The following is a 14,352-nucleotide window of genomic DNA, read 5'->3' on the forward strand; positions in this document are numbered from 1 at the left end:
GGGTGGGTGCTCGGGTCAGCGGCGGACGCCGAAGCTGCCCGTCCGCGTGGTGCGGTTCCCCGCGACGTCGCGCACGGACGCCGTCCAGGTGCGGAAGCGGGAGCCGTTGGCGCGCGTCCTCACCGCGCCGTACGACACGGTGCAGTCGCCGGCCACGCCCGACAGCCCGTCGGTGGCGCTGCACCGCACCGGTCGCGCCGAGGGGGCGTACGGCGCCTCGCCGACGAGGCGGGTCCGCAGAGTCGGCTTCGCGGTGTCCACCTTCACCCGGACCGAGACGGAGTCCGACCCGCCGTCGCCCGTGGCGGTGATGGTGCGCTCGAGCGCGCGGTCCGCGTTGCGGAGGACCACCGGAGCCGGGCAGTCACCCTCGAGGGGGGTGCTGCCCTCGGCGCAGGTGAAGCGCACCGTCACCGGCGTGCGGTACCACCCGGCAGCGTTGCGCCCGCGGGGGCTGGAGACCGCGGCCGAGAGCACGGGGTCCTCCCCGAAGGTCGACACGTCGTCGAGGACCTGCTCCTCCACCAAGAGTCGGTCGGTGACCTCACCGTCGGGTGCGACGCGCTGGACGACGCCGCTCCGTGGTGCGGAGCTGCCACCCTCGGTGAAGCCTGCGGTCCACACCGTGCCGTCAGGGCTCAGGTCGAGGCCCTGGGGCTGGGCGACGGGGGCGACCACGGAGGGCTCGCCCCCTGCCGCCGGGATGCGCAGCAACGCACCGGCGTCCGGCTCCCCGGTCGGGTCCTGGGCGGCCGGCCAGCCGCTCGAGGTGACCAGGTAGGACCCGTCCGGCGCGACGGCGACGTCGGTCGGGAACCGCAGGTCCGAGGCCAGCCGGGTGTCCTGACCGTCCGGGGCGACGCGCACCAGCCCCTGACGGGTGAAGACCCGGAAATCGCACCCCTCGACGGCTTGCTCCACCCCGACCACGTCTCCGTCGGGCTCCAGGGCGATCCCGTCGAGCGGGGTCAGACCGTCGGCGATCTCGGTCTGGGTGCCGGTCTCGATGTCGTAGCGCACCAACCGGGTCCGCCGCCGCGTCTCGTCCTCGCCGCGGCAGCGGGTCTGGGCGAAGACGAGCCCTTCGGCGTCGCTGGTGAGCCCGGTCAGGTTGACGGCCTCCAGCACCGGGACGAGCTCACCGGGCGACTCGACCCGGTAGAGGCCCGCGGGGTAGCCGCTCTCCGGCTGCGACTTCGTCACCCAGAGCTGGCCGTCCGGACCGACGGTGCTGTAGCCGAGATCGACCTCGCTGAACCTGTTCGGCGACCCTGCCCGGTCAGGCGGGACGACGTAGTCGGCGTCGCCGGTCACGAGCAGCGTCGTCGTGGTCTCGGCCAGCTCGGTCCGCCCGCCGGGGTCCGCGGCCTGGGCGGGCAGGCGCGGGGAGGCGACGAGGGCGAGGCCGGTCAGGACGGCGAGCCCCGACGCGGCCAGGCGGCCGGTGGGGCGGCGAGTGTGAGGGCGGGCGTGGGGGCGGGGCGGGGTCATGAGCGCATCCTTCGGGGCTGGGAGGGCGTGGAGAGCGAGGAGAAGACGTCGGGTTCACCGAGCCCCGACCGGTCTCGCCCGGTCGGGGTTCGGTGCGGACCCGGGGAGTCCCGGGGACGAGCTCAGCGACGGACGGCGAAGGTCCCCGTCGTCGTGGTGCGGTTGCCCGCGACGTCGCGCACGGAGGCGGTCCAGGTGCGGAAGCGGGAGCCGTTGGCGCGCGTCCTCACCGCGCCGTACGACACGGTGCAGTCGCCGGCCACGCCCGACAGCCCGTCGGTGGCGCTGCACCGCACCGGTCGCGCCGAGGGGGCGTACGGCGCCTCGCCGACGAGGCGGGTCCGCAGCGTGGGCTTCGTGGTGTCCACCCTCACCCGTACGGAGACGGAGTCCGACCCACCGTCGCCGGTGGCGGTGATCGTGCGCCTCAGGGTGCGGTCGGCGTTGTCGACGCGGACCGGAGCCGGGCAGTCACCGGCCAGGGGGGTGCTGCCCTCCGCGCAGGTGAAGGTCACCGTCGCCGGGGTGCGGTACCAGCCGGCGGCGTTGCGTCCGCGGTCGCTCGAGACGGTGGCCGAGAGCACGGGCGCCTCCCCGAGGGTCGACACGTCCCAGAGGTCCTGGTCCTCGACCGAGAACCGCTCGGAGACCGTGCCGTCGGGAGCGACTCCCTGGACCACGCCGCGCGTCTGGGAGGAGCCCTCGTCCAGGACGGAGCCAGCGGTCCACACCGCGCCGTCGGGGCTCACGTCGAGACCACCGGGGCGCGACACCCGGGCGACCACGGACGGCTGCCCGCCGGCTGCCGGCACGCGCAGCAGGGCGCCCCTGCCCACGCCCTCGGCCTCGTCCCCCGGCTCGGTCCAGTCCCTCGACGTCACCAGGAGGGAGCCGTCGGGGGCCACGGCGACGTCGCTGGGGGCCTGGAGGTTCGAGGCCAGCGTCTCGACGTCACCCTCGGGCGTGATGCGCAGCAGGCGCTGCGACGTCACGATGCCGCTGTCCTCCTGACCGCACGACGACACGACCTGCTCGACCCCCACCACGTCGCCGTCGGGCTCGAGGGCGATCCCGCTGAGGTGCGGCAGGTCATCAGCGACCTGGACCTGGGTGTCGGTCTCGGGGTCGTAACGGAGGAGCCGGGTCCGCCACTCGGTGTCGATCTCGCCCCCGCAGTAGGACTGCGCGTAGACGAGTCCGTCCGCGTCGCTGGCCAGACCGAACAACCTGATGCCCGACTCCACCTCGACCGGCCAGTCCGAGGAGCCGACCCGGTAGAGCCCGGCGGAGGCCCCGCTCTCCGTGAACGGCTTGATCGCGTAGAGCTCACCGTCCGGACCGACGGCGCTCCGACCGAAGGTGCCGAAGCCGACCGAGCGGGGCAAACCTCCCTCGTCCGCCGGGAGGACGACGTTCTCCTCGCCGGTGACGAGCAGCGCGGGCGCGGCGGCTGCCTCAGCGCGGTCCGGGGAGTCAGCGGCCTGGGCGGGCAGGAACGGGGTGGCGACGAGGGCGAGGCCGGTCAGGGCGGCGAGCCCCGGCGCGGTCCGGCGGCGGGTGTCGAGACGGACGTGGGGGCGGGAGCGGGGTCGGGTCACGAGCGCATCCTGCGGGTGCCGAGGCCGCGGTGGCGACAACCGGCCCTCGCGGTCTAGACCACCTGTGCGGTGCACCGAAACCGCTCCGACCGCCCGCTCGTCGCACCCAGCCGACCGCTCGTCGCGCCGTACGTGGTGGCGGGCGTCACGTGACGCCGATCACTCCTACGGTGCACACGTCACCCAGCCCTGCCCCGAGGAGGCACCGATGGCGCACACGGAGAAGGACCCCGACGCGGGTCACTACCGGGCGGACTCCGCCCCGATCTACAAGGAGCTCCACGAGACGCAGGAGTTCGCCGAGCTGCGCAAGCGGTACCGCGGCTGGGCCATCCCCGCCACCGTCGGCTTCCTGGTCTGGTACCTGCTCTACGTCTCGCTCTCGAACTGGGGCGGCGGGCTCATGGACATCAAGGTGTTCGGCAACATCAACGTCGCCCTGATCCTCGGGCTGCTGCAGTTCCTCACCACGTTCGGGATCGCCTACCTGTACGCCAAGCACTCGTCGAAGGCGCTCGACCCCCTCGCCACGAAGCTCAACGACCGCTACCGCCAGGAGGCCGGGCAGTGAACCAGCAGATCCTCACCACCTCCCTGTTCATCGGGGTCGTGCTGCTGACCGTCGGCATCACCTTCGTGGCGAGCCGACAGACCAAGACCGCAGCCGACTTCTACTCCGGCGGCCGGGGCTTCTCCGGCTTCCAGAACGGCCTCGCCATCGGCGGCGACTACATGTCGGCCGCCTCCTTCCTCGGCATCTCCGGAGCCATCGCGCTCTACGGGTACGACGGGTTCCTCTACTCCATCGGCTTCCTCGTCGCCTGGCTCGTGGCCCTGCTGCTCGTCGCCGAGATGCTCCGCAACGCCGGTCGCTACACGATGGCCGACCAGCTCGCGTTCCGCATGCGCCAGCGCCCCGTCCGTACGGCGGCCAGCGTCTCGACCGTCGTCGTCTCGATCTTCTACCTGCTCGCCCAGATGGTCGGCGCGGGCGTGCTCGTCGCGCTGCTGCTCGGCGTCGACAGCGGCTTCGTGAAGAACCTCGTCATCGTCGGCGTCGGCGCCCTGATGATCTTCTACGTGACCGTCGGCGGCATGAAGGGCACGACGTACGTCCAGATCGTCAAGGCCGTCCTGCTGATGGCCGGCTCGGCGCTGATCGTCTTCCTCGTCCTGCTGCGCTACAACTTCAACCTGTCCGCCCTCCTCGGGGACGCGGCGGAGAAGTCCGGCGCCGGGGACGCGTTCCTCCAGCCCGGCCTGCAGTACGGCGCCACGCTGACCTCGCAGATCGACTTCCTGTCGCTGGGCCTCGCCCTGGTGCTCGGCACCGCGGGCCTGCCGCACATCCTGATCCGCTTCTACACCGTCCCGACCGCCAAGGACGCCCGGAAGTCGGTGCTCTGGGCGATCGGCCTCATCGGCGCCTTCTACCTGATGACGCTGGTCCTCGGCTTCGGCGCCGCGGCGCTGATCAACACCGACGACGCGGGCGCGACCGGCAACCTGGCCTCGCCCCTGCTCGCCGAGGAGGTCGGCGGCGGAGCGGGCTCGCTGGGGGGCGCGGTCCTGCTGGCGCTGATCTCGGCGGTCGCCTTCGCGACCATCCTCGCCGTCGTCGCCGGCCTGACGCTGGCGTCGTCGTCCTCGGTGGCGCACGACCTGTACAAGGGCGTGTTCAAGAAGGACCAGCCGGTCACCGAGAAGCAGGAGGTGCGGGTCGCGAAGCTCGCCGCCGTCGCCATCGGCGCGGTCGCGATCGTGCTCGCCATCCCGGCCCAGCAGCTGAACATCGCGTTCCTGGTGGCCCTGGCCTTCGCGGTCGCCGCGTCGGCGAACCTGCCGGCGATCCTGTTCAACATGTTCTGGAAGCGCTTCAACACCCGCGGCGCCTGCTGGAGCATCTACGGCGGCCTCATCACCTGCGTCGGCCTGGTCATCCTGTCGCCCGTCATGTCGGGCAACCCGGAGACCTCGCTGTTCCCGGACGCGGACTTCGCGCTGTTCCCGCTGAGCAACCCGGGCATCGTGTCGATCCCGGTCGGCTTCCTGCTCGGCATCATCGGCACCCTGTCCGCTCGCGAGCCCAGCTCCGAGCGCCTGTACGCCGAGCTCGAGGTCCGCGCCCTGACCGGCGCCGGCGCCGAGGGCGCCAGCCAGCACTGACCCGGGGGGTACGGCGGGCGGCGGGAACCCTCTCCTTGGAGGGTCCCCGCCGTCTGCGTGTCCCCCTAGGCTCGCCATCACCACCGCCCCACGAGGAGAGACGCGTGAGCACTGAAGACACCGGAAAGTCCGAGCAGGGTCTGTCCAACCTCCTGAAGGAGGACCGCCGCTTCGAGCCGCCCGCCGAGCTCGCCGCCGAGGCCAACCTCAAGGAGGAGGCGTACGAGCGCGCGGCCTCCGACCGTGAGGCCTTCTGGGCCGAGCAGGCCGACCGCCTGGCCTGGGACACCCGCTGGGACCGCGTCCTGGACTGGGACGACCCGCCGTTCGCCAAGTGGTTCGTCGGCGGGCGGCTCAACGCGGCGTACAACTGCGTCGACCGGCACGTCGAGGCCGGCAAGGGCGACCAGGTCGCCATCCACTGGGTCGGCGAGCCCGTGGACGACGAGCGCTCGATCACGTACGCCGAGCTGCAGGACGAGGTCTGCCGCGCCGCGAACGCGCTGACCGAGCTGGGCGTGAAGACCGGCGACCGCGTCGCGATCTACATGCCGATGATCCCCGAGGTCGCCGTCGCGATGCTCGCCTGCGCCCGCATCGGCGCCCCGCACACCGTCGTGTTCGGCGGGTTCTCCGCCGACGCGCTCGCCTCCCGCATCGAGGACTGCGGCGCCGAGGTCGTCATCACCTCCGACGGCGGCTACCGCCGCGGGTCGGCGTCCTCGCTGAAGCCCGCGGTCGACGAGGCCCGCACCAAGACCGACAAGGTCCGCAAGGTCCTCGTCGTCGAGCGCACCGGTCAGGACATCGCTTGGGACGACGACGTCGACGTCTGGTGGCACGACGCGGTCGGGTCGGCGTCGTCCGAGCACACCCCGGAGGCGTTCGACTCCGAGCACCCGCTGTTCGTCATGTACACCTCGGGCACCACCGGCAAGCCCAAGGGCATCCTGCACACCACCGGCGGCTACCTCACCGGGACGGCGTACACGCACTGGGCGGTCTTCGACCTCAAGCCGGAGACCGACGTCTACTGGTGCTCCGCCGACGTCGGCTGGATCACCGGCCACTCCTACCTGGTCTACGGGCCGCTCGCGAACGGCGTCACCCAGGTGATGTACGAGGGCACCCCCGACCACCCGGAGAAGGGCCGCTGGTGGGACGTCATCGAGAAGTACAAGGTGACGATCTTCTACACCGCGCCCACCGCGATCCGGTCGTTCATGAAGCAGGGCCGCGAGATCCCCGACAGCCGCGACCTGTCGTCGATCCGCGTGCTCGGCTCGGTGGGTGAGCCGATCAACCCGGAGGCGTACGTCTGGTACCGCGAGGTCATCGGCGCGGGCAAGGTGCCCGTGGTCGACACCTGGTGGCAGACCGAGACCGGGATGATCATGATCAGCCCCCTGCCCGGCGTCACCCACGGCAAGCCGGGCTCGGCGATGATCGCCATCCCGGGCGTCGCCGCGGACGTCGTGGACGACGAGGGCACCTCGGTGCCGGACGGCTCCGGCGGCTACCTCGTGCTCACCGAGCCGTGGCCGTCGATGCTGCGCACGATCTGGGGCGACGACCAGCGCTACAAGGACACCTACTGGTCGCGCTTCAAGAAGCAGGGCTTCTACTTCGCCGGCGACGGCGCGAAGAAGGACACCGACGGCGACGTCTGGGTCCTCGGCCGCGTGGACGACGTCATGAACGTGTCGGGCCACCGCCTGTCGACCACGGAGATCGAGTCCGCGCTGGTCTCGCACCCGAAGGTGGCCGAGGCCGCGGTCGTGGGCGCGACGGACGACGACACCGGTCAGGCCGTCTGCGCGTTCGTCATCCTGCGTGACGAGGCCGGCGACGGCGGCGAGGACATCGTCGAGGAGCTCCGCAACCACGTCCGCACCCAGATCGGCGCCATCGCGAAGCCGCGGCAGGTGATGATCGTCCCCGAGCTGCCGAAGACCCGCTCGGGCAAGATCATGCGCCGCCTGCTGCGCGACGTCGCCGAGAACCGCGACGTCGGCGACGTGACCACGCTGGCGGACTCCACGGTGATGGACCTGATCCAGCAGGGCGCCTCCAGCGGCAAGGACGAGGGCTAGCCACCTCGTCCCCTCGGTCCGGGGGGAGAGCGGGGCGGTGCCGGCGTACGACGTCGGTGCCGCCCCGTTCTGCGTCCGGCCCGGCCCGGAGGTCGAGGTGCGAGCACGCGAGGAACGAGCGCGCGAGCCACGAGACCCGGTGACGACCCCGCAGACCTCACGGGGCCCCAACGACGACGGCCCGCCATCCCGGGCGGGGTGGCGGGCCGTCGTGCGGTCACGAGGAGGTCAGCGGCGCTTCTTCTTCATGATCTTGGTCCTGCCGATGTTGTCGATGCGGGCCACGCGGGTGATCAGGCTGTAGCTGTCCGTACCACCGGTGGTGATGCCGCGGGCCGTGTTGCCGGAGAAGTTCGGGCCACCGCTGTCGCCCGGGCTGCTCATCTTGCGACGGGTCTGGTCGAGGCCGCAGTAGGTCTCGCCGTTGGTGAAGCGGCCGCAGATGTTGGTCTTGCGGATCTTCGAGCAGTTGTAGCCGCTCGTGCGACCCCACTTGCAGATCGTCGAGCCGCGGGGGGCGTTGGCGACCTTGCGGACGACGCGGTCCTTGCGACCCTGCTTGTAGCGGAACTTCGCGGTGACCTTGTTGCCGTTCTTCCGGATGACCTGGTTGTACTGCAGGTCGGTCTTCCGGCTCTTGGCCTTCACGGCCCTCTTGAGCGTGCCCGGCTTGTTGAGGTAGCGCAGGCGGTTCGGGCAGTGGCCGGAGGTGATGATGCCGGGGCGGCCCTTGCGCTTGGCGGTGAAGCCGGCGGTGCAGATGAACTTGTTGCTGTTGATGCCGCGGCCGCCGAAGATCTTGCGCTGCAGCGTCAGCGGGCTGGAGGTCTCGGTCGTGGTGACCTCGAGCGGCAGCGCCGAGCCCGGCAGGCCGCGGCCGGCCCGGGCGACGACGCCGTCGAGGGCGCCCTCGACGGCGCGGGAGGCCGCACCCTCGGCCGGGGTGTACTCGAGGTCCATCGTCTGCGACTCGGCGTCGTACCCGGCCGTCACGGACTGCAGGGCCTCGCCGCCGGCCGACTCGACCAGCTCCTGCGACAGCGTCTCCAGCTCGGCGTAGCTCGCGGGGGCGCCGAAGCTGACCTCGACGTCGACGGGCAGCTTCTCCAGGCGGGCGACCTCGTCGGCGCCGGGGCGGGTGGTGGTCTGGATCCAGTTCTTCCCGCCCGGCCGCTCGGCGATGCCGCCGGTGACGTACTGGTCGGGGTTCCGCCGCGCGTACGAGTCGAGGTACGCCGCGAACTCGTCGACGCCGCGGTGGGTGTCGACGAGGTCGGCGAGGTTCTCCCCCGAGCTGCGGGCGTAGGTGCGCAGGTCCTCCATGAGGGCCGGGGACAGCGAGTCGGCCGAGGCGGTCCGGGCGCGGACGACGAACGATCCGCTCCGCGAGGGTGCCTCCCGGACGAGGACGTCCGAGCCCTCGTCGGCGCGACCCTGGCCGGTCTCGTCGGCCGCGGCGCTCAGCGAGAACGCCGCGGTCAGCGACGCCGCGATCCCGAGCGTCGCGGTGACGGCCACGAGGCGCCGTCCTGCGGTGCGTGTGCTCCCCATAGGGGACCTCCAGTCTGGTGTGGCGCCCGAGGCGCCCGGTCTCTGCAGTACGAGCCGCGCCCCCGGGGGGCGGCTGTCCGGGGACACCCTGCCACGGCTCCTGCCCCGGATACCCGAGGTCGGGCGCGTCAAACCCCGGTGTCCACCGATCGCCTAGGATCGACTCCGGTGCGCCGGGAAGTCTGGTCGGCATGATGCCGCCGACCCCGCACGAGGGAGCTCCATGACCGAGCCCGACCACCGCCCGACCTCGAAGCAGCGCCTCCTGACCCGCGGGTCGTGGCTGGAGGACTCCCGCATCGCTCACGTGCTGCGGACCGAGACGGCGGGCGGCGTCCTGCTGATCCTCGGCGCGCTGGTCGCGATCGTGTGGGCCAACACCCCCTGGGGTGACCTGTACGAGGCGGCTCGCGACGTCACCGTCGGCCCCGCGGCGCTCCACCTCGACCTGTCGATCGGCACCTGGGCGGCCGACGGCCTCCTCGCGATCTTCTTCTTCGTGGTCGGGCTCGAGCTCAAGAGGGAGTTCGTCGCCGGCGACCTGCGGGACCCCCGCCGTGCGGCCCTGCCGATGGTGGCCGCGGTGGGCGGCATGACGGTGCCCGCCCTCATCTTCGTGGCGTGGAACCTCGGCGCGGACGGTGACCTGCGGGGCTGGGCGATCCCGACCGCCACCGACATCGCGTTCGCGGTCGCGATCCTCGCGGTGATCAGCACGCACCTGCCGACCGGTCTGCGGACCTTCCTGCTGACGCTGGCCGTCGTCGACGACCTGCTGGCCATCACCATCATCGCGCTCTTCTACACCGACGAGCTCGCGCCGCTGTTCCTCCTCGCCGCCCTGGTCCCCCTGGGTCTCTTCACGCTGCTGGTCCAGAAGCGGGTACGGCACCCGCTGCTGCTGATCCCGCTCGCCCTCCTCACCTGGGGCCTGGTGCACGAGTCCGGCGTGCACGCCACCGTCGCCGGCGTGCTCCTCGGGTTCGCCGTACCGGTGCTGGCCCGTGACGGCAGCGGACCCGACCACGGCATGGCCACCCACTTCGAGCACCTGGTGCGCCCGATCTCCGCGGGGATCGCGGTCCCGGTGTTCGCCTTCTTCGCCGCCGGGGTGTCGGTGGGCGGCCTGTCGGGACTGATCGACTCGGTGCGCGACCCGGTCGCGCTCGGCATCATCACCGGCCTCGTCGTCGGCAAGGTGGTCGGCATCGCCGGGTCGACCTGGCTCCTGGCGCGCTTCACGAAGGCCGACCTGGACGACGACCTGGCGTGGACCGACGTCATCGGCATCTCGATGCTCGCCGGGATCGGGTTCACCGTGTCGTTGCTCATCGGCGAGCTCGCGTTCGGCCAGGGCAGCGAGCGTGACGAGCACGTGAAGGTCGGCGTGCTGCTGGGGTCGCTGACCTCGGTCGCGCTCGCCTCGGTCGTCCTGCGCCTCCGCAACGGCGTCTACCGCAGGATCGAGGAGCGCGAAGCCCTCGACGAGGACGCCGACGGGGTACCGGACGTCTACCAGCGCGGGACCTGACCGCGCCCGCCACGGCCCACCTTCTGTAGGGTCGTGGCCGCACCACCGCCGCCGACTTGAGGACGCAGATGGCACACGCACCGGCTCCGGACACCGAGCCCACCATCGGCAAGCTCGTCGCCGACGTCAGCAGGGACGTCTCGACCCTGGTCTCCAAGGAGATCCAGCTCGCGAAGTCCGAGCTCAAGGTCTCCGTGACCAACGGCGCCGTGGGCGTCGGCTTCTTCGCCGCGGCCGCCTTCATCGGCGTCCTGGCGATCATCATGCTGTCGGTCGCCATCGCCTACTTCATCAACTGGAACGGCGACGGGCTCGCGCTGCACTGGGCGTTCCTCATCGTCTTCGGCGGCTACCTCCTGATCGCGGCCCTGCTCGGGCTGCTCGGCCTCCGCAAGGTCAAGAAGGTCCGCGGCCCCGAGCGCGCCATCAAGCAGGCGCAGGACACCAAGAAGGCGCTGACCAACCGCTCGTAGCACTGTGTGTCGTCTCCGACTCGCCCACTGAGTCAGGGACGACACGCAGAGGTGCGACGGCCGTCGCGACAGGGTGCGGGAGCTCGTGGCTCGGCCGTGGCCGGCCCCGCACCTCGATCTCCGGGCGGGTCAGCTGGTGCAGGTGCCGGTGTCGACCGGAGAGCCGTTGCTGACGCCGGTGGCGGCGGAGGCCGCGACCTGGTCGGCGGTCAGCGCGTAGCCGGTGTCGGCGTCGTTGACCGACGCCGCGAAGACCATGCCGAGCACGTTGCCGGTCGAGGACACGATGGGGCCGCCCGAGTTGCCGGGGCGGACCAGCGCGCGCAGCGAGAAGACGTCGCGGATGACGGTCCCCTCGCCGTAGATGTCGGGCGAGCGCAGCGACTGCTGGGCGCGGACGCGGCCCGGCTGGACGTCGTACGGGCCGTCCTCGGGGTAGCCGAGCACGGCGACGCCCTGGCCGCGGCGTCCCTCGGTGCTGAACTCCAGCGTCGGCCGGTCCTGGTCGTCGAGGGCGAGGACGGCGATGTCGAGGCCGGGGTCGTAGAGGACGACGTCCGCGGCGACCGTCGTGTCGCCGACCTCCACCTCGGGGTCGTCGACGCCGGCGACGACGTGGGCGTTGGTCATGAGCCGGTCGTCGGCGTACAGGAAGCCGCTGCCCTCCACGCCGCGCCCGCAGTCGTTCTGGCCGCGGACCTTCAGCACGCTCTCGGCGGCGTCCACGACGTCGGGGTCGGTGAGCAGGCGGCGCGGACCGGGGCCGACCTCACGGATCTGCTCGTCGGCGAACGGCTCGAGGTAGCGCGGGAAGAACGTCGTCCCGACGACGCCGTTGAAGGCCTGGAGCGCCTGGCCGGCCTGGCTCGGCAGCACGCGGTCGACCTCCGAGAGGATGGTCGAGTCGCGCACCAGCGGGGTGACCGCGCCGATGCGGCTGCCGGTCACCGCGAGGCCGAGGGCCCAGGCGACGACCAGGACCGCGGCGGCGGAGAGGACCGCACCGCCGACGGCGTCCAGTGCCCGGGCGGGCTGCCAGGTGACGCGGTCGCGGAGGCGGGCGCCGGTGTACTGCATCGACGCCTGGCCCAGCGTCGCGCCGAGGATGACGATGAACAGGGCGCCGAGCGAGACCCAGAGCGAGGGGTCGGCGTCGCCGAGCGCGATCGGGGCCAGCACGATCCCGAGCAGGCCACCGAGCAGCAGGCCCACCGTGGCGAAGGCGCCGGTGATGAAGCCCTGCCAGTAGCCGGAGAGCGCGTAGGCGCCGAGGAGGACGACGAGCAACCAGTCCAGCAGGTTCACCGTGCCTCCTCCGCCGGGCTCGCGCCGATCGTGCCAGACCGGACCGACGGTCCCGGCTCACCCCCCGTCGGCCTGTCGTCGGCGGGCGAGGCGGGGGCCTCGTGGCCGAGCTCGCGCAGCGCCCGCGGGCTGAGCCGGACGCGCTCGCCGTCGGGGACCATGTGGTCGGGGAGGTCCTCGACGACCGAGTCGTCCCAGGGCCGGGTCCAGCCGACGTGCTCGAAGGTCTTGGCCAGGATCCCGCCGGTGAAGCCCCACAGGACGACGTCGCGGTCGGGGCCGATGTGGAACGCCGGGCCCTGGAACCCGCTCGGGTGACGCACCGTGTAGCGGGTCGCGGGGTCGAGGAGGTGCGCCAGCGACTCCCGGTGGATCGCGTGGACCTCGGCGGGGCTGCGGACCTCCAGCGGCCCGGGGGTGTGCCAGTAGGCCAGCACGGGGGTGACGGCGGCGTTCGACGGCGGCATCCACAGCTCGGGCAGGCGGCCGAAGACCTCGACGCCGTCGGGCTGGAGCCCGATCTCCTCCCACGCCTCGCGGAGGGCCGCCTCCTCGACGGTCTCCCCCGGCTCGAGGGCGCCGCCGGCGAAGGAGACCTGCCCGGGGTGGGAGCGCATGCCGTGGGCGCGCTCGGTGAGGACCACCTCGGGGCCGTCGTCGCCGTCCGCGAACAGGACGAGGACCGCGCAGGGCCGCGCGTTCTCGCCGGGCGGGACGGTGAAGCGGGTGAGCTGCTCGGCGGTCATCGTGCGGGCGCCGTCCTCGATCGGGCGGAGCCAGTCCGGGATCACAGGCTGGTCCCGAGGTGCTCGTCGACCAGGTCCTTGAGCTCGTCCGGCGAGTCGATGATGACGAACTCCCGGTGCGCCACCCGGCCCTCGGCGTCGACGAACATGAGGAAGGGGATGCCGGCCAGCCGCGGGAACGGTTCCTGGCCGTCGACCGCCCCACCCGGGTCGGCGAGCTGCGGGTACGTCGCGCCGGTCTCGCCGAGGAAGCTCATCGCGTCGTCCACCTGCGGGTCCTGGTAGTCGATGCCGAGCACGGACACCTCGTCCCCGTAGCGCTGGTGGAACTTCTCGAGCTCGGGCATCTCGTCCCGACAGGGCTTGCACCACTGGGCCCAGACGCTGATCACCAGCGGGCCGCGCAGCTCGGACAGGTCGACCGAGGGGCCGCCCCCGAGGCACTCCAGGGTGAGCTCGGGCAGCTCCCCGTCGCCGTCGTCGGTCCTCGGACAGTCCTCGATGCCGGCGGCCTGCTTGGCCTCGCGCAGCGCCGGGGTGTCGACGTCCACGTCCGGAGGGCCCATCGCGGGGATGGACCAGTTGCTGCCACCGTCCTCGCCGGAGCAGGCGACGAGGCCCGCCCCGACGACGGCGAGGACGGCGACGAGGACGGCGACCCGGCGTACGGTCCGGCTCACGCGGGGCCCTGGGTCTTCACGAGCTTCTGGGCGGTCTCGGCGTCGGTCGGTCCCTCGCCGTACGACGGGCACCAGCGGGCGAGCGGGCAGGCGCCGCAGGCGGGCTTCTTCGCGTGGCAGCGGCGGCGGCCGTGCCAGATGACCTGGTGGTCGAGCTTCACCCAGTCCTTCTTCGGGAACAGCGCGCCGACCTCGTGCTCGACCTTGACCGGGTCGGTCTCGGTGGTCCAGCCGAAGCGGCGGGCGAGGCGCCCAAAGTGGGTGTCGACGGTGATCCCGGGGATCCCGAAGGCGTCGCCGAGGACGACGTTCGCGGTCTTGCGGCCGACGCCGGGGAGCTTGACCAGGTCCTCCATGCGCGGCGGGACCTCGCCGCCGTGGTGCTCGACGAGCTGCGCCGACAGCTTGAGCATCGACTCGGTCTTGGCGCGGAAGAACCCCAGCGGGCCGAGGATGCCCTCGAGCTTCTCGCGGTCCGCGGCCGCCATCGCCTCGGCGTCCGGGTAGGTCCCGAAGAGCACCGGCCGGACGGCGTTGACCCGCCGGTCGGTGGTCTGCGCGGAGAGCACGGTGACGCAGAGCAGCTCGAAGGGGTTCGCGAAGTCGAGCTCGCAGTGCGCGTCGGGGTAGGTCTCCGCGAGGACCCGGTTCATCTTCCGGGCCCGGCGGACCAAGGAGGTGTCGGGCACGGCCCCAGGGTACGGAGTGCGCCGAGGGG

At 72.2% G+C, this 14,352-nt stretch carries 12 protein-coding genes; 5 read left to right on the forward strand and 7 right to left on the reverse strand.

Annotation, left to right across the window (positions count from 1 at the left end):
* Positions 1-15 precede the first annotated feature (15 nt).
* Together Q0858_RS16925 and Q0858_RS16930 are read right to left on the reverse strand one after the other, a co-directional pair.
* Positions 16-1,491, reverse strand: coding sequence for a hypothetical protein (locus Q0858_RS16925; RefSeq protein WP_299056875.1), 1,476 nt, complete (start codon positions 1,489-1,491; stop codon positions 16-18).
* Between the two features lie 122 nt (positions 1,492-1,613).
* Positions 1,614-3,089: a hypothetical protein gene (locus Q0858_RS16930; RefSeq protein WP_299056877.1), complete on the reverse strand. Its 1,476-nt coding sequence runs from the start codon at positions 3,087-3,089 to the stop codon at positions 1,614-1,616.
* 208 nt (positions 3,090-3,297) lie between these two features.
* On the opposite strand from Q0858_RS16930, the gene Q0858_RS16935 reads away from it, so the two are divergent.
* The 3 genes from Q0858_RS16935 to acs all read left to right on the forward strand — a co-directional run bounded on the left by Q0858_RS16935 (position 3,298) and on the right by acs (position 7,348).
* On the forward strand, positions 3,298-3,660 hold the full coding sequence (locus Q0858_RS16935; protein WP_299056879.1) for a DUF485 domain-containing protein: 363 nt from the start codon (positions 3,298-3,300) through the stop codon (positions 3,658-3,660).
* Positions 3,657-5,255, forward strand: coding sequence for a cation acetate symporter (locus Q0858_RS16940; RefSeq protein ID WP_299056882.1), 1,599 nt, complete (start codon positions 3,657-3,659; stop codon positions 5,253-5,255). Before Q0858_RS16935 ends, Q0858_RS16940 begins: the two co-directional genes overlap by 4 nt.
* Positions 5,256-5,359: 104 nt before the next feature.
* Complete coding sequence (gene acs, locus Q0858_RS16945; RefSeq protein ID WP_299056884.1) at positions 5,360-7,348, forward strand: acetate--CoA ligase; 1,989 nt, start codon at positions 5,360-5,362, stop codon at positions 7,346-7,348.
* A 228-nt stretch (positions 7,349-7,576) separates the two neighbouring features.
* Here the strand turns inward: acs and Q0858_RS16950 are convergent, their stop codons facing one another.
* Positions 7,577-8,899 carry a S1 family peptidase gene (locus Q0858_RS16950; RefSeq protein WP_299056886.1) on the reverse strand — a complete coding sequence of 441 codons (1,323 nt, stop codon included), beginning with the start codon at positions 8,897-8,899 and terminating at the stop codon, positions 7,577-7,579.
* 223 nt (positions 8,900-9,122) lie between these two features.
* Here Q0858_RS16950 and nhaA point away from each other — a divergent pair, with 223 nt between their 5' ends.
* Together nhaA and Q0858_RS16960 are read left to right on the forward strand one after the other, a co-directional pair.
* Positions 9,123-10,430, forward strand: coding sequence for a Na+/H+ antiporter NhaA (gene nhaA, locus Q0858_RS16955; RefSeq protein ID WP_299056888.1), 1,308 nt, complete (start codon positions 9,123-9,125; stop codon positions 10,428-10,430).
* Positions 10,431-10,498: 68 nt separating this feature from the next.
* The gene (locus Q0858_RS16960) at positions 10,499-10,903 is read left to right on the forward strand and encodes a phage holin family protein (protein WP_299056891.1); all 405 of its coding nucleotides are present in this window, start codon (positions 10,499-10,501) and stop codon (positions 10,901-10,903) included.
* 129 nt (positions 10,904-11,032) lie between these two features.
* Here Q0858_RS16960 and Q0858_RS16965 read toward each other — a convergent pair whose 3' ends face one another.
* The 4 genes from Q0858_RS16965 to nth are packed head-to-tail and all read right to left on the reverse strand — an operon-like array spanning position 11,033 to position 14,287.
* On the reverse strand, positions 11,033-12,208 hold the full coding sequence (locus Q0858_RS16965; RefSeq protein WP_299056893.1) for a MarP family serine protease: 1,176 nt from the start codon (positions 12,206-12,208) through the stop codon (positions 11,033-11,035).
* Positions 12,205-12,999, reverse strand: a complete 795-nt coding sequence (locus Q0858_RS16970) for a CoA pyrophosphatase (RefSeq protein WP_299056895.1) — start codon at positions 12,997-12,999, stop codon at positions 12,205-12,207. The genes Q0858_RS16965 and Q0858_RS16970 overlap by 4 nt, the downstream gene beginning before the upstream one ends.
* Positions 12,996-13,634, reverse strand: a complete 639-nt coding sequence (locus Q0858_RS16975; protein WP_299056898.1) for a TlpA disulfide reductase family protein — start codon at positions 13,632-13,634, stop codon at positions 12,996-12,998. The genes Q0858_RS16970 and Q0858_RS16975 overlap by 4 nt, the downstream gene beginning before the upstream one ends.
* Entirely contained in the window at positions 13,631-14,287 is a 657-nt protein-coding gene (gene nth, locus Q0858_RS16980) for an endonuclease III (protein WP_299057048.1), read from the reverse strand. Before nth ends, Q0858_RS16975 begins: the two co-directional genes overlap by 4 nt.
* Positions 14,288-14,352: the final 65 nt, after the last annotated feature.

Origin of the sequence: uncultured Nocardioides sp. (assembly GCF_947489365.1) — a bacterium.
Classification (GTDB): Bacteria; Actinomycetota; Actinomycetes; order Propionibacteriales; family Nocardioidaceae; genus Nocardioides.

Excerpts from the sequence above, each read along its gene's own strand:
- Q0858_RS16925 (WP_299056875.1), bottom strand. The coding sequence starts at position 1,491 with ATGACCCCGCCCCGCCCCCACGCCCGCCCTCACACTCGCCGCCCCACC.
- Q0858_RS16935 (WP_299056879.1), top strand. The coding sequence starts at position 3,298 with ATGGCGCACACGGAGAAGGACCCCGACGCGGGTCACTACCGGGCGGAC.
- Q0858_RS16950 (WP_299056886.1), bottom strand. The coding sequence starts at position 8,899 with ATGGGGAGCACACGCACCGCAGGACGGCGCCTCGTGGCCGTCACCGCG.
- nhaA (WP_299056888.1), top strand. The coding sequence starts at position 9,123 with ATGACCGAGCCCGACCACCGCCCGACCTCGAAGCAGCGCCTCCTGACC.
- Q0858_RS16960 (WP_299056891.1), top strand. The coding sequence starts at position 10,499 with ATGGCACACGCACCGGCTCCGGACACCGAGCCCACCATCGGCAAGCTC.
- nth (WP_299057048.1), bottom strand. The coding sequence starts at position 14,287 with ATGAACCGGGTCCTCGCGGAGACCTACCCCGACGCGCACTGCGAGCTC.